Below are 18,528 nucleotides of genomic sequence, written 5' to 3' on the forward strand. Positions count from 1 at the left end.
TTATTATTTCTGTTTCATATTCCTTTACATGTCGATAACTTCTTGGCATAAAAATATCCCTCCTGATGTATATTCTACATCAAGAGGGGTCTTTTTTCTATTGTCCATTTTTTACGGACTTGTTCATTATAAATTCAATGGGATTTTTTATATTCAGGAGGTGATTTTGTGAGTGCTACCATAGGTGCAGCACTAAAGAAATTTGCAGTTGCTCTGCTCACAGATAAAATTACAACAGAAGATTAACGATAAGAAACAGTCGCAGTGGTTGAAAATGTAATCTGAAAACCAAGTTTGTTAAATCTTAAATCGAGATTTATAATTGCATTTCCAATTCCAAGCATTTCCAATCCTCACCTAACACATGATACGTTTCCGGGATATTCAAAATAATATCTTTAAAACCTACAGCTTTGTAACAATGATACGCAGACTGGTTGTTTTCAAAAACACCCAATGAAACTTTTTTTGCACCATATATTTCTTTTGCATATTTGACTCCCAACTGAAGCATTCTTTTTCCGTAACCTTTACCACGCTTTTCAGAATTTATGATTACAAAACCGAATCGTAATTCATCGAAGGATTCACTTGGTTGACGCATAGTAAAAAAGCCTATTATTTCATTGTCTTCTATAGCCGTAAATGCCATAAGGTTAGTCACGGCATTAAATTGTTCCTTTGTAAGCGGATAATCTCCTAAAACACCAGCCGTCCACTTATAAAAAGCCCTTTCATATTTACTCCACGACAAGATTGCTTCAGCATCATTTGATTGATATGGTCTTAATCGTAACATCTTTCTTACCTACTTACATATTTTTCTAATAAATAAATTCCAGTTTATAACTAATTTAATTTTAATTTATCATACCACACATAAATAAAATTGTCTATCAAAAAAATCCACCCACCGCCAAGGAATAACAACCTAAGTTAAGATATTACAGCAGAAGATTAATGATTAGAAGCAAGAGTTGGAATTGCACTAAAAATATTTCGTGCAAAGTATTGATAATTTCGTGCAAATGGCATATAATATAATTACAAATTATATGGAGATGATTATATGGCAGGAACAACTACAAATATTAGTATCCGTATGGACGCAGAGCTAAAATCTGCTGCTGAGGAGTTGTATTCAGAGCTTGGTATGAATTTATCTACAGCATTCAATATTTTTGTAAGGCAGTCACTCCGTGAGGGTGGAATTCCTTTCAAAATTACAACGGAAACACCTAACAAGGAAACAGTAGCCGCCATGTTGGAAGCAGAAAGGATAGCAAAGGATTCATCCGTAAAAGGATATAACAATATGGATGACCTTATTGCAGACCTTGAAGCATGAAAAAATATACTGTAAAATTTACGAATCAATTCAAAAAAGACTACAAGCTTGCAAAACGGCGTGGCAAGAAAATGGAGCTATTAAACAGAACTATCGAACTGCTTGCTAATGGCGAGAGTTTGCCCGAAAAATATTATGATCATTCTTTATCAGGAAACTGGACAGGGCATCGTGAATGTCATATTCAGCCTGATTGGCTGTTGGTCTATTATTTTGAAGATGATGTTCTTGTATTAACCCTTGCACGAACCGGTTCGCATAGTGATTTATTCAGCAAGTAGAAAAAGCAAATTAAATTTTAAAGGTAGTAGAATTATGAAGTCTTACTGCCTTTTTTACTTTCACGATGTTCCACCAAGGAATAACTGCACCCCAAAGGGACCCCGAAAAGCAGAATTGCTTTTTTGCCGCTCTGCCCTTTGCCAATAACTGTCTGGATTATTTGGTGCGGACGAGTATATCGGGGGATATGCAGGGCAGAGTGTGGGGGCTGATTGGTTTCCTGTCCCAGATTGGATATGTAGTTGCATACGGTACGGCAGGGCTTCTGACAGACGGAATAGCAAAGGGTATGCAGATTGGTGTCGGCAGGGGAGCTGCGGCTGTCATTATCCTTTCGGGCATTCTGCTTGCGGCGGCAGCAGCGGTTTTGTACCGAATCAGGTCAGTCAAGGAGTTGGAATGTGATCATAAAGAAACTCATTGAAAATGACATAAAGAAATCATTTTCGCATAGCAAAGTAGGCTTATAAAAACTTATATTAAAAAGCTGATGTACTTGTAAAATATCGCTCAAGTACATCAGCTTTATTTTTATTCCTGTATCGGTAATGTAATCTTTACACAAAAACCGTCGTATGCGCTATGCTCAATGGCGGCACTGCCGCCGTGAGCTGCTATAATTTGTTTCACAATAAGTAACCCCAAACCATGGCGTTGTTCCGCCACATTTTCGTCGCAGACCATATAGTGCGGAGCTTTGTTAAGTTTTTCAATTTGTTCATCTGAAGCTCCAATGCCATCATCTGCAACAGTTATGGTACATTGACCGTTTTGGGTGGTAACACTCACATAAATCTTGCAGCCCTGCTCATTGTGGTTGATACTATTTTGAATAAGGTTGCCGATTGCTCGCTTCATCAAATCCCTGTCAACATTTACAGGGCAGAATGTCAAAGCTTCATCGGTTTCCCATTCAATCGGGTGTTTGTCATCAATGTCCATATTGATAAAATCTACAACGACTTGCCGAACAATCGCAATCATATTTTCCTTTTTAGGATGAATTGGCTGCATATTATATTCCAGTTTAGAAGCCAAATTGAGGTCATTGATTAGGTTCCGCATCCGTTCACTTTGTTTCACAATAACCGCAGCTTTCTGACGTTCATCATCCGTCAAATGCGTATCATCTCTTAACCTGCCTGCATACCCCATCACCATTGATAGCGGCGTCCGAATATCGTGAGAAACTCCTGCAATCCAATTTGCCCTTGCTGTTTCTTTCCTGCGAAGTTGATTATTTTGAGATTGTAAAATCTCTGATGTTTTATTGATGTTCATTGCAAGCTCAGACAACAGCCCTTTTTCTTTAATATATACAGGCTCTCCCATTGGTAGGCTTTGTATGCCATTTACAATCGGCTTGATTGATTTCAGCAGTTTTGAATTTGCGACTACATAAATTAAAAAGATAAGTGCAGCATTGATAGCTAAAACAGATAAAGCAGTCCCCGGTAAGTTGGCAATCAGTTCATAGTCCCAGCTTGGCCACATATGTTTCCAAAAGCTATCTTTTGGATAACCCAATACAATAAGACCATCTTCTGTTTCGCCCGTAAAGGTTGGATATCCGTCTATATATCCACGGGTCAGGCTTGCTATATCTGAAAGCGTATAGGACAGCGGTATCGTCTCCGGTAAATTAGCAGTTTGCCATTTTACTTGCTTTGTTTCGTTATCAATGAAGATTGCCCAGGCATCAGAGCTTTTCAGTTCAAGGGAAACTGCATCAGGCAGAGCATACCCACCATCATCTGTCTTTTGTAGAGCGTCTGCAACTTCCTCAGCAGTTTTCCACGGATAGGCATTTGGTAAATGTCTTGCGGAAAAGACAGCGAGCAAAACGACATTCAGGACAAGGAGCAATACGCAGCTAAGAAGGAGGATGCCAACATATCGGCGTATCAGTTTCGGGATGCTTTTCATATCATTTTCCCCCTATAATTAGTTTGTATCCCAAGCCTTTTACCGTAATTAAAGATACAGGACGGGAGGGATTTTCTTCTATTTTCTCCCGAATGCGCCGAATGTGAGCCATCAGAGAATTTTCATATCCAAAGGGATTATCGCCCCACGCAGCCTCACACAGGGCGTCAATTGTAACAATCCGACCCGCATTACGGTACAAAGCAGCTAAAATATCGTGTTCCTTTGCTGTCAATGGAATATGTTCGCTGTTTTTTATTACTTCAGCCCTTTCAAAATCTATTTCACTGTTTTGAAGTCTTACAATCGGACTTTCGTCTTTGTAGCTTCTGCGTAAAATTGCCATTATGCGGAAAACAAGTTCCTTTGGAAGAAATGGCTTTACGACATAGTCATCCGCACCAAGCCCAAAGCCCTTGAATTTATCTTCGTCCTCGCCGCGGGCAGTTAAAAAGAGTACGGGATATTCGCCATTCTGTTTTAATTGCTCCATCAAGTGAAATCCATCGCCGTCAGGCAGCATTACATCAAGAATAGCAATCTCCGGCGTTATTGCCGCAGCAACTGAAAGAGCGTCATTCACATTTTTAGCCGCCCAAATATTAGAAAATCCTTCTTCTTTAAGAATAGATACGACCATATCTAAAAGCTCCTGTTCATCGTCAACAAGCAGGATGCGTTTGCTTTTTAAGTATTCACAGTCCATATACTTCGCTCCTTTCCGATTATCATTATAGCATAAATCACCGCCCTTTTTACATTGTGCGGAAAAATGTAAGGTAGATGTAAGGTAGAGAGAAGGTTGACACAAGGTTGGGACTGTAAAATGAAAACGCAATGAGAAAGGAGCAAAAATATGAATATCATTGAAACCAAAAATCTCACAAAATCATACGCAGACTTTACTGCTGTATCCGGAGTTAATCTTCACATTCCGAAGGGAACAGTTTACGGATTCCTCGGTCCGAATGGAGCGGGTAAATCCACTACAATGAAGATGTTCCTCGGTCTTAAGAAACCAACAAGCGGCTCGTTTGTTATTGACGGCAAGAAATATCCGGAAAACCGTGTGGAAATTCTGAAAGAGGTTGGCTCGTTCATTGAATCCCCCGCTTTTTACGGCAATTTGAGCGGCGAGGAGAACTTGGATATAATCCGTAAAATTTTGGGTTTGCCCAAATCTGCTGTTTCCGAAGCGTTGGAGCTGGTTGGTCTTACGCAGTATAAAAACAGACTTGCAAAAAAGTATTCTCTCGGAATGAAGCAGAGATTAGGTCTGGCAAGCGCTTTGATTGGCAGACCGCCGATTTTGATTCTTGACGAGCCGACCAACGGGCTTGACCCTGTTGGTATTCATGAAATCAGAACGCTTATCCGTTCTTTGCCGCAGAAGTTTGACTGCACCGTATTGGTATCATCCCACTTGTTATCCGAAATTGAACTGATGGCAGACAATATCGGCATTCTCAATCACGGTCATCTGCTGTTTGAGGGGGCACTTGAAGAACTTAAATTTAATGCAACGGCGCAAGGTTATCCTACGGATAATTTGGAAGATACTTTTCTTGCCTTGATTGATGCTGACAACAGGCAGAGAGGCGGCGCAAGATGAGTTTCTCTCTGGAATGTAAAAAAGTAAAACGGACAGGTTTTACGCCTGCCTTCTTAGGCGGAGGGCTTTTAGCAGCAATCGTGCCTGTCCTTAATATGGCAGTTCGTTCAGAAAACTATTTGGGGCTTCACGCTGCGCCTGTTCAAATTTTGATGGGTGCGAATTGGCAGATGATGGCGATGCTCAATATTCTGCTTGTTGTAGCAGGAGCGTGCTTGATGTATCACACGGAATATGCAGATAATGCCATTCAGAGAATGTGTACGCTGCCAATTAAAGAAAGCAAGCTGTTTTTCGGCAAGGCCACTTTAATGGCGCTTATGTGCATTGTAATACTGGTAATAGAAGCTGTGAGTATTGCGTTCTGTTCATATAATTGGTTTGAATTGACCTATAAAGTATGGTTAGAAATAATGAAAAGCTTTGGGTATGCATTGCTGTTAATGCTTCCCTCAGCATTCGGTTCGCTGTTCATTGCATCGGCGTGTAAGAATATGTGGGTGTCCCTCGGTATCGGTGTTGTGTGTGTATTTACCGCTACAATGTTGCCTACAAAGAACTTTGTTTTATCGTTGTTCCCATTTGCGCTTCCATTTCAGATATTTGCAGGTACAGCAGAAAATACCGCCTGCTCGTTTTTGATTGCCGCAGCGGTTGAAATCCTTATCATTTGGATTGCAGAAGTCTTATTCTTAAAGGTTAGGAGGTCGTTTGAATGAGTTTTTTATCGCTTATCGGCATTGAGTTCAAAAAAATACACCGTTCCAAAATCCTTTTGATTTTGACGGTTGCTACCATTATTCTTTGGCTTCCTTCTATCTTTAATGCCAATTTGAATTTTGGAATGCAGGCAGAGGGCATTTCACCCGAAAACAACTTCTTGATACAGGGATTTATGGGAATGGCGTGGTTTATGTTTCCCGCAAGTATGGTTGTGAGTACGGTTTTGCTGAATATGACGGAAAGAAGCAATAAAGGTATTTTGAAAATGCTTTCTCTGCCAATCGCTATTAACAGGTTATGTTTAGCGAAATTTGTTGTCCTGCTTGCACTGGCTGCATTTCAAATACTGATGACCGTCGGTATGTATTTTTTGAGTGCCGGGGTAGCCTCACAAATACAGGATTACAATTTCATTTTACAGCCATTATTTGTTTTTAAGGAAGCAGGACTGATTTTTGTATCGGCAATTCCGATGATTGCATTTTTCTGGCTCCTGTCTGTATGTATTAAGGCTCCTATTTTTTCCATTGGTATTGGCTTGGCTTCAATAGTACCATCAGTATTGATAATCAATACAAAGGCGTGGTTTGCCTATCCGATGTCGTATCCGTTTTATGTTATCACATCGGAATATGGAAAACTTGCAACAAATCTTGACACAGCGCAGGTTGAACTCATACCGTGGATACCTGTTGCCATTGCTATTACAATCTTATGTTTAAGCATTTCCTGCCTTCGTTTCGGGCAGGCTGAAAGGAGATAATAATTATGAAAAACAAAATTTTAACCGCTATCAGTACCATTATGCTTTTTATCCCGTGGACGATTCTCCCACTTAGAACTTTTGACTGGGCATTGGAATCGCCTGTTGCAGAAATTATGATTGCTTGCTACGCTGCGTTTATGATTTTCAGCGGAGTATTCACAATTCTTTCCTATGTTAAAGCAAAAGCGCGAAACAACTTAATGAAGGTGTGCTTAATTGTAAACAGTCTTTATGCTGTTGGCGGTGTTGCGGCACTTGTAATGATAATTTTGCCGAAAATTCTCTAAGCAGGCAAGATAAACGGTCTTGTGCGATGGAGATTTTGAAAAAGGAAATCATTATGCATAATAGACAGACGGCGGGAGAAATTTCTGCCGCCTATTGACTTTTTATGCTGTTCTGTGCATAATAAATCAAGCAATGTAAAACAACTGATTTAGAAAAGAAAGGAACAAGTTATGCCGCTTAAAGCAAAATTCACAAAAGATGTACCCTATGAATGTAACGGTGGAGATATAGTTACAACGGGGAGATATTGTAGATACGAAGCGAGATAAATTCCCGTTTGTCGGGAAGCCGGTCATAAAAAAATTTCCTCAACTATGAAAGGAGCAAAAGAACATGGAAAAATTAAAAGAAAATATAGAAAAAGTTATAATGGAACGCTTTGGAAAAGACAGTTTAATTGCATTGGCAACGGTCGAAAAAGGTGTACCATATGTGCGAACTGTTGATGGATATTATGATGAACGAGCTTTTTATGTGCTTACTTATGCACTTTCTAACAAGATGAAGCAGATTGCTAAAAATCCAGTTGTTGCAATATCCGGCGAATGGTTTACAGCACATGGAAAAGGAAGCAATTTGGGGTGGTTTTGCAAAAAGGAAAATGAGCAGATTGCAAATAAGATGAAAACTCTTTTTGCTGAATGGATAAATAACGGTCACAACAATTTTGAAGATGAAAATACTTGTATCTTGCGTATAGAATTAACGAACGGTGTTTTGTTTTCCAACGGAAAAAGATACGATATTGATTTTACAAAATAGACATATTCGTTTCAACTTCATTAAAGAGCCGGACGCACAGGACGCAAATATGAAAACGAGTTTAAATAATGATATTTTCTTTTCTTAGCGGTATGATGTATTTAGGATTAAACAGGAAATATTTGTATAGCTATCTTTTTATTGCTATAGGTTATTTACTATAACTTCCTGTTTTTCTTGTGCGATGGAGATTGTGGAAAAGGAAATCATTATGCATAATAGACAGACGGCAGGAAGAAATTTCTGCCGCCTATTGACTTTTTATGCAGTTCTGAGTATAATAAAATCAAGTGATGTAAAACAATAGATTTAGAAAAGGGAGGAACAAGTTATGCCGCCAAAAGCAAAATTCACAAAAGAGGAAATAATTGAAGCCGCATTCAATATTGTCAAAACAGATGGATTTGAAGCATTAACTTCCAGAGCATTGGGAACTCGCCTCGGCAGCTCGGCAAGACCGATTTTCACTGTGTTTCAAAGTATGGACGAGGTTCAGCAAGCCGTGATAGAATCCGCCAAAGCGCTGTATAAGGAATACGTGACTCAAGGCTTGATGTGTGAAAACTCTTTTAAAGGCGTGGGAACTCAATACATTCTCTTCTCCGTGAATGAGCCAAAGCTTTTTCAGCTTCTCTTTATGACAGAACAACCACAAATACCTGATTTATCCGGTGTACTTCCATTGATAGAGGACAGCTATGAGGAAATTCTTCTGTCCATTCAAAACGATTATGGAATTACCGAGCATTTTGCCGAAAAATTATATTATCATCTTTGGATCTATACACACGGCATTGCAACACTTTGTGCCACCAAAATGTGCCGCTTCACCGGTGAAGAAATCAGCAATATGATTACAGAGGTCTGCATAGGCATCTTGAAAAATATAAAGGAAGAAGAAAACAATGGATATAAACAATAAAATTGCAAATCCAAATGATAGTAATCAAATTCGATTTAAGAAATTAGATGCAAACACATTAAAACTGATTGCCATTTTGGCAATGACGATAGACCATATTGCGTGGTTAGTATTTCCGGGTTATCCAACGCAGGCATTACCTATTGTAATGCATATAATTGGCAGAATTACCTGTCCGATAATGTGTTATTTTGTTGCCGAAGGGTATCATTATACTCGAAATATTAGAAAATACACGGCAAGGCTGTTCTTATTTGCAATTATCTCACACTTTGCTTATGTATTTGCGTCTACGGAATTTGTTGATTGGAAATCTTTTATCCCGTTTTATTACGGTAGCTTTCTAAATCAAACAAGTGTTATGTGGTCACTTGCCTGGGGACTGGTTATGCTTAGAGTTGCAAACAGCAACAAAATTAAAGCGAACTACTTAAAAACCATTTTAATTATACTGATTTGTATTGTAAGTTTTCCCAGCGATTGGAGCTGCGTTGCGGCTTTATGTATATTGGCTATTGGAACAAATCGAGGGAATTTTAAAAAGCAGATGTTATTACTTGTATTTTTTGTGTTAATTTATTCTGTTGTGTATTTCTTTGCAATAGATAAGGTATATGGTTGTATTCAAATGGGCATTGTTTTGGCAATACCGATTTTAATGCTATACAACGGACAACGTGGAAAAAGCAAACGCATAAATAATTTTATGAAATGGGTGTTTTACATATATTATCCTTTACATTTATTTGTTATTGGTATAATTCAGTATCTTTGTAGGTAAAATGAGAATGTTCACTAAGGCGGGTAAAAAAGATGATTGAAGTGAAAAGCATTATAAAATCATACGGAAACGGTGAAAGCCGATTCCGGGTATATTAAGCATTATAATGTAAACATATATGAAACTTGTGGAGGTAAGATTATGAAAATACTTGTATCCGGACTTTTAAACATAGAAACTACGGTTTCTGTAAGAGGATTTCCTATTAATTATTATCCGATAGATTATCCTTTTTTCGGAATTAATTCCAATGTTTCGGGAGTTGGTTTCAATATAGCGAAGGCACTCACGACATTAGGAGATGACGTAAACCTTATTTCTTTCTTAGGAAAGGATGACGAAGCCGAAAGAATACTTAATAGATTGCATAAGGATGGTATCAAAGTTGAAAACATTAACCAAAACTTAAAGAATACCCCAATTTCGACAGTATTGTTTGATTCAACGGGCAAACGACAGATTTATTGTGATTTAAAAGATATTCAGGAACAAACTATTAGGCCCGAAACTGCCCTCGCAGATTTGAACAACTGCGATATTGCTGTGCTTTGCAACATCAATTTCAACCGTGAACTTATTAAAAAAGCAAAGCAGCTTGCAGTACCGACAGCAACAGACGTTCATGTGCTCAGTGACATTAATGGCGAGTACAACCGTGACTTTATGGAGAACGCAGACATTCTATTTTTGAGTGATGAAAATCTTCCGTGCAATGCCGAGGATTTTATATGGCAAATAGAAAACCGTTATCATAATAAAATTATCGTAATCGGTATGGGAGCAAAAGGTGCAATGTTACTTGATTCAGAGAAAAACGAAGTGTCAGTGATTCCTGCCTATAATAACGGAAAAATTGTGAACACCGTTGGTGCAGGCGACGCTCTTTTTTCGTCCTTCCTGCATTTTTATATACAGGGCTATGGCGCTAAAGCTTCATTGCAAAGAGCTGTTGTATTCGCAGGTGTTAAAATCGGACATAACGGTGCCTCGGTTGGTTTTTGCACAGAACAAGATATAGATGAAATTATGAAAAGGATTTGATATTGTTGAGTGTGCTAACTGTAAATAATGTTTCGTATCATATCATAAAACTACTCGGTAAAGGAAAGGGTGGATATTCATATTTGGCTGAACGTCAGGGAATAAAATATGTTGTAAAACAAATGCATCACGAGCCGTGTTCTTACTATCAGTTTGGCAATAAAATCGAAGCTGAGAAAAACGATTATCACATTCTTATAAACGCCGGTATTAGAATTCCCAAGATGATAGATATTGATATTGATAACGAACGGATTTTAAAAGAATATATTGATGGTAATACAATTTTTGAGATGATAGAAAAGGATATTCCTGTTTCAGATTACCTTTTGCAAGTCCGTGAGATGGCGACGCTTGCCAAGCTATCCGGCATAAATATCGACTATTTTCCAACTAACTTTGTTGTACAAAACGGCTTGCTTTATTACATAGACTATGAGTGTAATGGTTATATGGATAAGTGGAGTTTTGAAAATTGGGGCATTAAATACTGGTCAAAAACGCCGGAGTTTATGAATTATCTCAAAAAATCAAAGTCGTAACCGTTGTTTATTTTATACATAAGCTACTACCTGCTCTCTGAAAATCCTACTCTTATACTAATCTCAGATAAAAAGTGGACATAGATTTGCGAGGATGATTTTCACAAGACAAGGCGGAGGACGCCGCAAGGCTGGCGCCTTGCAAGGACGACAACGCAGTATTGCGGAAATCAAACCGCAAAGAGTGTCTATTTTTTTATTTGAGTTTAGTGTTATATTTTACAGAGATGTGGTTTCTTACGGAGCGGTAAATCAGAATTGATGGAGGAAATAAAAATGCAGAATTTTGGATTATCAATGCTTTGGTTCTGGGTGTGCTATCTCTTAGTGACAGGAGTAGGAATACTGCATACCGTATTCAATATTTATGTTTTACATATGAAGCCAATGGACAAAAATTCCATGGGGGAAGGCTATGAAAAAACAAAGCCGTGGCATCCGGTATATAACATCATTTTGTTTAGTTTGTTTGGGTTTTTATATATGAACGGTTTGCCGCAGCCCACCATAACAGAAGCGCTGATAACCGGCGCCATATGGGCAGGTATTTGCATTGTATTTGATGTTTTTGGCTGGGTAATTATTAAGCATCCATGGAGTTTATCGTTCAAGGAGTTTTACATTGATTACCAGCCGTGGATTACGTTAATCTATATCGCTATCTTTTTGGGGCCTGTCATCGGATTATTATTTACTGGCAAAGCTCTTTGACCCAATGACATATCCGGCTCAGGTTAAACATTTCCTCGGATTTTTACAATTTCAGATATTTGTAGCATAGCAGTGTTCTCCACAAAATTATCTTTTAATTCTGTGGGATACAGCTTATGCATTTTTTGTGTGAACGCAAGCTCTAATACTAAACTTGTTTCTAATATGCACTTTGGCATGGGACTTTATATTACGGGCAGCATTGTCAAACAGCATAACGGACAGCTCATATTGAAAAACGATGACAAAACAAACGGCGCACAGGTTATAATAGAAATTCCTTCTTGACATACCGGGCAGAATGGGTATAATAGGAAACAGCAGTTGCGCAACATAAGGTGCTTATAAAGGAGGAAGACGGATGCCACCTAAATTCAAGTTCACAAGAGAGCAAATCATAGATGCCGCTTTGGAAGTGACGAGAAAAAATGGATTTGAAGGATTAACCGCCAGAAAACTGGCGGCGGAGCTTGGCTCATCAGCTAAGCCAATTTTTGGTTTATTTCAAAATATGGAGGAAGTGCAGAGTGAGGTCATAACTGCTGCAAATATGATTTATCAATCCTGTATACAAAAAAGTTTAAAAAGCAGCGAATACACACCTTACAAGGCAACCGGAATGGCGTACATCCGGTTTGCGGGGGAGGAGAAGGAGCTGTTTAAACTGCTATTTATGCGCGATCGAACAAACGAAAAAAAAGAAGAAAATCGGGAAGAGATTCGTCCGATATTAAACATTATTATGAAAAATCTTTGTTTTACAGAGGAGGAAGCTTATCTTTTCCATATAGAATTGTGGATATTTGTTCACGGTATTGCCACAATGATAGCAACAAATTATCTTGAATGGGATGTTGATTTTATCGACAAAGCTCTCACCGACGCTTATGAGGGACTGAAGCACCGGTATACAGGAGAAAAATAAAAATGGCTGCAATTAAAACAGAAAGATATTTTTTTTATAGAAAGGAAAGTGTAAATTTATGCGCGAGTTTATAATGGCGGCACTGCCGTTGGTGTTGGTGGGGATTGCCCTGGCGGTCTTTTTCGCCGGGCGAGCCAATAAGAAAAAGAATCAGAAAAAGGAAAGCGGCTATGAAGCGATGGGAATGAGTCTTGGAATGTGCGCCGGTGCGGTCATCGGTGCTTTTTTTCCTGAGTTCATTGGTATCACCTTGTCTCTCGGAATGCTCATTGGACTGCTTATCGGGATGTGCGTCAAAAAGAAGGAAGAATGAGGGAAAGAATATGGAAGAATTAATTTGGTGGCTTGCGCAGAAAGGTGGATTATATTTATGATTAATACAGATGGCAAACCGCATGGAAATATTAAAAAGATTATAAAATGTTTTTTTATCGGAATAGCTGTAGTTTTGCTTGTAATTGTTATAGGAGTAATTGTTCTGTTTGGAAATGAATTGCGAACACTTTTTTCATTAGAAAAGATTGACGGTTACGGTGCATATCAGATGACCTACTATGGTGATTATGGTTTTGATGAGTTTTTAGAAATAGGCGCGTCAAGCGATGAAGATATTGAAAAATTCGTGACAAAGCGATTATTGAAAGGACTGCCAATCGACTTGGGTGTTACAGGTTGTGGATGTACTGCTTTCGTAACAAGAAATGAAAAAGGAGACGTACTATATGGACGAAACTTCGATTTTCTTTATGCGCCATCATTACAATTATATACAGAGCCGAAGAATGGATATAAGTCAGTATCTACTGTAAATTTATCTTTTGCTGGATATTCAGAGGATTATCTGCCAGACGGCTCACTTTTTGATAAGTTTCTGACACTCGCAGCACCGTTTTTACCATTTGACGGCATGAATGAGAAAGGAGTGGCAATCGCATTATTAGCCGTACCTGAAGCCGAGCCGCCTTATGATAGTAACAAGATAACTTTGAATACGACAACTGCAATCCGATTGGTACTTGATAATGCTGCAACGGTAGAAGAAGCGGTTGAACTGCTCCAAAATTACAATATTTATTTTTCCGGAGATGTTGAATGTCATTATTTGATTGCAGATGCCAGTGGACATTCCGTTATTGTTGAATTTTACGATGATGAACTTCAAGTTGTAGAGGCAGAAACCGATTATCAAATCGCATCTAATTTTATAGCATATAACGATTTGAATATTGGCGAAGGTTTTACGGAATTTGAAAGATATGATGCGGTAGAAAAAGAATTACTGGATAACAATGGCATATTAAATGAGAATGATGTTATATCGCTTCTTGCTAAGGTTGGTGTGCAGGATGGAGAAGTTGATAAATTGCAATGGTCTGTTGTTTATAATCTGACGACAGGAGATGTCCGTTTATTTATTCATAGAGATACAAACAATGTGATAGCGACAAAACTTGAAATGAGTAAAGAGGAATAGATGAACTGAGCAAGGAGATAAAATCTCCATATATTGGAAGTGATAAATCTGTCTGCAACTTTTTTTCTAAATTGCACAACTGAGTACTTGACAAAACGAGATACTATAAGTATAATTAGGGTTATATAACGACGGTTATTAAAAGGAGGAGCAGTAATGCCGCCAAAAGCGAAAATCACAAAAGAGATGGTCATAGACGCTGCGTTTGAAGTTGCACGAGCCGAGGGTGCAGAGAATGTGAACGCACGGACAGTTTCACAAAAGCTTGGCTGTTCCACACAGCCTGTTATGTACCATTTTGCGACAATCGAGGATATGAAAAGAGCGGTATATGCGAAATTGGACCGATATCATACGGAATATCTGATGAATGTCAATCCACAGGAAGATGTTATGCTTGGAATCGGGCTGAATTATATCCGTTTTGCGGTGGAAGAACCGAATTTGTTCCGTTTTTTGTTCCAGTCAGGCTTTGCTGCCCAAAACAACCTGCTTGAAATGATCAATTCCAATGAGCTTATACCTGTTATTTCGGCAATGCAGGAAGAAATGAATTTGAATATGGAACAAACAAAGGACGTTTTTATAACACTATACCTATTCGTTCACGGCTATGCCAGTATCATTGTCAACAACGCATTGGAGTATGATGAAGACCTCATAAAGGTGCATTTAGAGAGAGCTTATAACGGTGCGATTTTAGCCACACAGGAGGAAATGAAATGAAAAATCAGCAAATGACAGGTAAGAGTCGTTAAATGGGAGGATAAATAAATGAGTAGAATAATACGAAGTGTGTACGGACAAGAAGACTTGAAAAATTCCTTAGAACTGGTGGAAACAGTGTTTACTGAATCGGAGGGAGAAGAATCGGGAAAAATCGTCAGAAGTCTTGTCGAAGAAATCAGAAGCAAACAGTTTTATCTGCCGGAACTTGAACTAATTATGGTTGATGAAAAAGATGATATTTTAGGCTATGCTATGTTTTCAAGATTCCATTTAGAAGGAAAATATGAAAATGAGCTGCTTTTACTTTCGCCTGTTGCAGTAAAGACAGAGCTTCAAAGACAGCATATTTCCAAAGAAATTATCGAATTTGGATTTCAAAGAGCTGTTGAAATGGGATTTAAAGCTGTTATTGTAGAGGGCAATCCACAAAATTATAGGGCAAGGGGATTTCGGACATCCCATGATTTTGGAATTGTCGCAGGTAAAACGCTCTCTTTGCCATTCCCGGAATGTTTAATGGTGAAAGAACTGGTTGAAGGTGCATTGCTCAATATCAGCGGCATTGTAGAGTATTCAGATTATCAGTACTTAACTTAGCGGAACATAAATCTGCTGCCCAAAGTGCAGACAGGAAAGTTTGATTGACGCAAAGGATTTACAGGCAACGGTTATTAAGGGAATTGAGGCAAAAACGCAGAACTGATTATCAAAGCGATAAATCAAAATTTGATGGTGAGAAGATATGAATTCAGGTACGCGTAAGCATTATATTGACAACTTAAGATGGATGATACTTCTGATACTGATACCGTTTCACACGGCAATGGCATGGAATGTCTGGGGTGAGCCGAATTATATTATTTTTGAGGGAAACAGATTCATTAGCAGTATTGTTGTTTTTTTTAGTCCATATTTTATGCCGCTGCTGTTTGTGTTAGCAGGGATAAGTACGAGGTTTGCGCTTCAAAAGCGGACAATTAAGGAATATCTTATTGAAAGAGTAAAAAGATTGTTTGTTCCGTTTCTGTTTGGAATAATAGTCCTTATGCCGATAATGTCATATATCGCTGACAAATTTAATTGTTCTTATAGCGGAGGTTTTTTTCAACATTATGCGGTGTTTTTTACAAAATTTACCGATTTAACAGGAGCTGACGGAGGATTCTCTCTGGGACAGTTTTGGTTTTTATTATATCTTATGATTATTTCGGTTGTGAGCGTTGGAGCATTATCTCTGATGAAAAAAATAAATCTTAAACCTCAAAAATCAATTCCGTTTTGGCTGATTTTTGTGTTAGGTTTAGCTTTACCTCTGCTCCATGAATGTCTTTCAATCGGAGGAAAAAGTCTTGCGGAATATACATATCTTTTCCTGCTTGGATATTTTGTGTTTGCTGATGAAAAAACAGTAAGCAAAGCAGAAAAGAATAGCCGGCTTTTATTAGGCATCGGATTAGCGGCAACTATTCTCAATGTATATCTTTTTATTTGGGCAGATAAAAAATACACTTTACTCAATGGTGTTACCAATTATCTGTCTGAATGGATTATGGTTATTGCGTTAATAGGATTGGCAAAAAGATATTTAAATTTTACCGGAAAAGTATCAGAATATATGAGAAAAAGGTCTTTTCTGTTTTATACTTATCATTTTATATGGGTCGTTTTGTTCCAATACCTGTTGTATGCAATATGCGGGAATTGTACCTTCATTATGTATATCGGAACCTTGTTTTTGTCATATATTATGACTTTTGTTTGTTGCGAAATAAGCATTAAAATACCTTTTTTATGTTATGCTACAGGGACAAAATACAGTCACAAATGACAGATATATTTAAGAATAAGCAATTTATTTATCGGGCAAGACGATTATCAAAAAGGGAACTAAACGAAAGGAACAGAAAATGAAAGAATTGATTGCAATTTACGGACTGGACTGTGAAGCCTGCGACGCCCGTATCGCAACAGTAACAAACGATAACGCCCTTCGGGAGAAAACCGCCGAGCTTTGGAGCGAGCTCAACGGCGTACCTATCACAGCGGAGATGATTAACTGTGAGGGCTGTCGGACAAACGGTGTACAAACGCCGTTCTGCAATAATTTATGCCCTATCCGACAATGCGCCTTAAAAAAGAGCTGTGACACCTGCGGCGATTGCCCTGATATGGAGCACTGTGAAACGGTAGGCTCTGTTCACGGGAGTAACGCCGAAGCGAAGATGAGATTAAAAGGAGAAAAAACTATGAAATACACAAAAAGCGAGCCGTATTGCACATCGGCTCTTATGGAGAAAATTATGGGACCTAACCCTCTGAAATTAGAGGAAGAATTACTTTTAAATCACCGTATTCCGAAAGGTGCGGTTGTTATGGATTTGGGCAGCGGACAGGGACTTACCTCTGTCTTTCTTGCAAAGGAATACGGCTTTAAGGTTTATGCCGCAGACCTTTGGAGCGACCCTGATGAGAATAAAAAGTTTTTTGCCGAGATGGGGCTCGATGAAACACAAATTGTTCCTGTAAAGGCAGATGCCTTACAGCTTCCCTTTGAAAAAGAGTTCTTTGACGCAGTTGTTTCCACCGATTCCTATAATTATTACGGTCGTGATAAGGAATACTTAGACAAATGCCTGCTGCCCTTTGTGAAAAAAGGCGGATACATCTATATTACCGTTCCCGGAATGAAGAAGGATTTACATAATAATCTCCCGCAGGAACTGCTTCTGTCCTGGACGGCTGAACAGCTTGACTACATTCACGACGCTGAATATTGGGCGGATATTGTGAGTGCAAGCACTGCTCAGGTTGTATCCGTTAGCGAAATGGAAAGCAACGAAGAGGTGTGGGCAGATTGGCTGAAGCAGGAAAACGAGTATGCTTTGAGTGACCGCAAAACTATGGAAGCCGGCGGCGGAAAGTATTTGAATTTTATAAAAATCGTTTTGAGGAAAATCTAATCGGTTTACAGCGGGAGCAATAAAATTACACCCTATATCCGTTTTCTTTTCAGTATGATGGCATTCACAAGAAAAAAGAATCCCGATTATATGCGTGCGAATCTGTATATTGGAAAGAAAACGGTTGGCTTGACGGCGAAAAGCCTTGGAAATAAGGCATATATTTAATAAAAAGGAGATAAAATCATGAAAAACAGTTTAAAAACAATTCAAGTCTTGGCACAAATCGGGCGTGTTCTCAGTAAAATTGCATGGATTTGCTGCATTGTGGGAGCGGCAGGATGTCTAATCGGTATTGCGAGCCTTGCAGTAGGTGTTGATGAAGTCTTTAAAATCGGCGGCGTCACGATTTACGGCTTAATTAAAAATGAAACCGGAATGAGTGTCGGCTCTATGTATGCTTCTATGGCCGTGGGGATGATCCTCTGTCTTGGGGAGATTGCCCTGGCTCTGTTTGCTGAGCGCTATTTCAAAAACGAGCTGAAGGCAGGGACTCCCTTTACCCTTGCCGGAGCAAATGAAATGACACGGCTGGGCATTCTTGCAATCTGCATTCCCGTCGGTACAACTATTGTGGCAGAAATTGCATATCAGGTTATAAATGCAGTTTTTCTGAATGTAGAGCGTATGAATATTGATAATTTCGTATCTGTCGGTTTGGGAATTGCATTTCTCGTTATGAGTGTGGTATTGCGTTATGGTGCACAGCTAAACGCAGATAACTAAAAATAATCTC

The 18,528-nt window shown here is 38.7% G+C and carries 26 protein-coding genes; 23 read left to right on the top strand and 3 right to left on the bottom strand.

The genetic code is table 11. The features are described 5' to 3' along the window. Nucleotides 1-316: 316 nt before the first annotated feature. On the bottom strand, nucleotides 317-799 hold the full coding sequence (locus tag GMA13_RS09600) for a GNAT family N-acetyltransferase (RefSeq protein WP_255883429.1): 483 nt from the start codon (nucleotides 797-799) through the stop codon (nucleotides 317-319). A 270-nt stretch (nucleotides 800-1,069) separates the two neighbouring features. Between GMA13_RS09600 and GMA13_RS09605 the strand changes: the two genes are divergently transcribed. From GMA13_RS09605 to GMA13_RS09615, 3 genes are all read left to right on the top strand, one after another. Then, a complete protein-coding gene (locus GMA13_RS09605; RefSeq protein ID WP_255883430.1) occupies nucleotides 1,070-1,348 on the top strand; it encodes a type II toxin-antitoxin system RelB/DinJ family antitoxin in 279 nt (92 codons plus the stop codon). Next, nucleotides 1,345-1,629 carry a type II toxin-antitoxin system YafQ family toxin gene (locus GMA13_RS09610; protein WP_255883431.1) on the top strand — a complete coding sequence of 95 codons (285 nt, stop codon included), beginning with the start codon at nucleotides 1,345-1,347 and terminating at the stop codon, nucleotides 1,627-1,629. Before GMA13_RS09605 ends, GMA13_RS09610 begins: the two co-directional genes overlap by 4 nt. A 188-nt stretch (nucleotides 1,630-1,817) precedes the next feature. Continuing rightward, a complete protein-coding gene (locus GMA13_RS09615; RefSeq protein WP_255883433.1) occupies nucleotides 1,818-2,054 on the top strand; it encodes a hypothetical protein in 237 nt (78 codons plus the stop codon). Nucleotides 2,055-2,161: 107 nt separating this feature from the next. Here the strand turns inward: GMA13_RS09615 and GMA13_RS09620 are convergent, their stop codons facing one another. Both GMA13_RS09620 and GMA13_RS09625 read right to left on the bottom strand, forming a co-directional pair. Beyond that, a complete protein-coding gene (locus GMA13_RS09620; protein WP_255883434.1) occupies nucleotides 2,162-3,556 on the bottom strand; it encodes a sensor histidine kinase KdpD in 1,395 nt (464 codons plus the stop codon). A 1-nt stretch (nucleotide 3,557) separates the two neighbouring features. Continuing rightward, nucleotides 3,558-4,262 (bottom strand): response regulator transcription factor, encoded by a 705-nt coding sequence (locus GMA13_RS09625; protein WP_255883435.1) that lies wholly within the window; start codon nucleotides 4,260-4,262, stop codon nucleotides 3,558-3,560. Nucleotides 4,263-4,412: 150 nt separating this feature from the next. On the opposite strand from GMA13_RS09625, the gene GMA13_RS09630 reads away from it, so the two are divergent. The 20 genes from GMA13_RS09630 (at nucleotide 4,413) to GMA13_RS09730 (ending at nucleotide 18,518) form a co-directional block, all read left to right on the top strand. Continuing rightward, nucleotides 4,413-5,168: an ABC transporter ATP-binding protein gene (locus tag GMA13_RS09630; protein ID WP_255883436.1), complete on the top strand. Its 756-nt coding sequence runs from the start codon at nucleotides 4,413-4,415 to the stop codon at nucleotides 5,166-5,168. Beyond that, a complete protein-coding gene (locus GMA13_RS09635; protein WP_255883437.1) occupies nucleotides 5,165-5,887 on the top strand; it encodes an ABC transporter permease in 723 nt (240 codons plus the stop codon). The genes GMA13_RS09630 and GMA13_RS09635 overlap by 4 nt, the downstream gene beginning before the upstream one ends. Beyond that, nucleotides 5,884-6,654: an ABC transporter permease gene (locus tag GMA13_RS09640; RefSeq protein WP_255883438.1), complete on the top strand. Its 771-nt coding sequence runs from the start codon at nucleotides 5,884-5,886 to the stop codon at nucleotides 6,652-6,654. The genes GMA13_RS09635 and GMA13_RS09640 overlap by 4 nt, the downstream gene beginning before the upstream one ends. 5 nt (nucleotides 6,655-6,659) lie before the next feature. Then, nucleotides 6,660-6,944, top strand: a complete 285-nt coding sequence (locus tag GMA13_RS09645) for a hypothetical protein (RefSeq protein ID WP_255883439.1) — start codon at nucleotides 6,660-6,662, stop codon at nucleotides 6,942-6,944. A 334-nt stretch (nucleotides 6,945-7,278) separates the two neighbouring features. Next, nucleotides 7,279-7,707, top strand: coding sequence for a pyridoxamine 5'-phosphate oxidase family protein (locus GMA13_RS09650; RefSeq protein ID WP_255883440.1), 429 nt, complete (start codon nucleotides 7,279-7,281; stop codon nucleotides 7,705-7,707). A gap of 331 nt (nucleotides 7,708-8,038) precedes the next feature. Next, nucleotides 8,039-8,629 (top strand): TetR/AcrR family transcriptional regulator, encoded by a 591-nt coding sequence (locus tag GMA13_RS09655; RefSeq protein ID WP_255883441.1) that lies wholly within the window; start codon nucleotides 8,039-8,041, stop codon nucleotides 8,627-8,629. Next, nucleotides 8,613-9,410, top strand: coding sequence for a TraX family protein (locus GMA13_RS09660; RefSeq protein WP_255883442.1), 798 nt, complete (start codon nucleotides 8,613-8,615; stop codon nucleotides 9,408-9,410). Before GMA13_RS09655 ends, GMA13_RS09660 begins: the two co-directional genes overlap by 17 nt. A gap of 141 nt (nucleotides 9,411-9,551) precedes the next feature. Further along, entirely contained in the window at nucleotides 9,552-10,451 is a 900-nt protein-coding gene (locus GMA13_RS09665; protein WP_255883443.1) for a carbohydrate kinase family protein, read from the top strand. Between the two features lie 83 nt (nucleotides 10,452-10,534). Next, the gene (locus GMA13_RS09670) at nucleotides 10,535-10,993 is read left to right on the top strand and encodes a hypothetical protein (protein WP_255883445.1); all 459 of its coding nucleotides are present in this window, start codon (nucleotides 10,535-10,537) and stop codon (nucleotides 10,991-10,993) included. A gap of 276 nt (nucleotides 10,994-11,269) precedes the next feature. Continuing rightward, complete coding sequence (locus GMA13_RS09675) at nucleotides 11,270-11,704, top strand: hypothetical protein (RefSeq protein WP_255883447.1); 435 nt, start codon at nucleotides 11,270-11,272, stop codon at nucleotides 11,702-11,704. 129 nt (nucleotides 11,705-11,833) lie between these two features. Continuing rightward, the gene (locus GMA13_RS09680) at nucleotides 11,834-11,992 is read left to right on the top strand and encodes a hypothetical protein (protein WP_255883529.1); all 159 of its coding nucleotides are present in this window, start codon (nucleotides 11,834-11,836) and stop codon (nucleotides 11,990-11,992) included. 73 nt (nucleotides 11,993-12,065) lie between these two features. Next, nucleotides 12,066-12,629: a TetR/AcrR family transcriptional regulator gene (locus GMA13_RS09685; protein ID WP_255883448.1), complete on the top strand. Its 564-nt coding sequence runs from the start codon at nucleotides 12,066-12,068 to the stop codon at nucleotides 12,627-12,629. Nucleotides 12,630-12,687: 58 nt separating this feature from the next. Next, on the top strand, nucleotides 12,688-12,942 hold the full coding sequence (locus GMA13_RS09690) for a hypothetical protein (RefSeq protein WP_255883449.1): 255 nt from the start codon (nucleotides 12,688-12,690) through the stop codon (nucleotides 12,940-12,942). Nucleotides 12,943-12,999: 57 nt separating this feature from the next. Continuing rightward, nucleotides 13,000-14,103, top strand: a complete 1,104-nt coding sequence (locus GMA13_RS09695) for a C45 family peptidase (RefSeq protein ID WP_255883450.1) — start codon at nucleotides 13,000-13,002, stop codon at nucleotides 14,101-14,103. 156 nt (nucleotides 14,104-14,259) lie between these two features. Continuing rightward, nucleotides 14,260-14,829, top strand: a complete 570-nt coding sequence (locus GMA13_RS09700; RefSeq protein ID WP_255883451.1) for a TetR/AcrR family transcriptional regulator — start codon at nucleotides 14,260-14,262, stop codon at nucleotides 14,827-14,829. 48 nt (nucleotides 14,830-14,877) lie between these two features. Then, complete coding sequence (locus GMA13_RS09705) at nucleotides 14,878-15,429, top strand: GNAT family N-acetyltransferase (protein ID WP_255883452.1); 552 nt, start codon at nucleotides 14,878-14,880, stop codon at nucleotides 15,427-15,429. A gap of 10 nt (nucleotides 15,430-15,439) precedes the next feature. Next, nucleotides 15,440-15,535, top strand: a complete 96-nt coding sequence (locus tag GMA13_RS09710) for a cysteine-rich KTR domain-containing protein (RefSeq protein ID WP_255883524.1) — start codon at nucleotides 15,440-15,442, stop codon at nucleotides 15,533-15,535. Between the two features lie 39 nt (nucleotides 15,536-15,574). After that, nucleotides 15,575-16,660 carry an acyltransferase family protein gene (locus tag GMA13_RS09715; RefSeq protein ID WP_255883453.1) on the top strand — a complete coding sequence of 362 codons (1,086 nt, stop codon included), beginning with the start codon at nucleotides 15,575-15,577 and terminating at the stop codon, nucleotides 16,658-16,660. A 79-nt stretch (nucleotides 16,661-16,739) separates the two neighbouring features. Further along, a complete protein-coding gene (locus GMA13_RS10655) occupies nucleotides 16,740-17,792 on the top strand; it encodes a DUF3795 domain-containing protein (RefSeq protein ID WP_370687083.1) in 1,053 nt (350 codons plus the stop codon). 186 nt (nucleotides 17,793-17,978) lie between these two features. After that, the gene (locus GMA13_RS09730) at nucleotides 17,979-18,518 is read left to right on the top strand and encodes a hypothetical protein (RefSeq protein ID WP_255883454.1); all 540 of its coding nucleotides are present in this window, start codon (nucleotides 17,979-17,981) and stop codon (nucleotides 18,516-18,518) included. The last annotated feature ends 10 nt before the right edge of the window (nucleotides 18,519-18,528 follow it).

It is taken from the genome of Ruminococcus sp. zg-924, assembly GCF_024433635.1.
GTDB lineage: Bacteria > Bacillota > Clostridia > Oscillospirales > Acutalibacteraceae > UBA7067.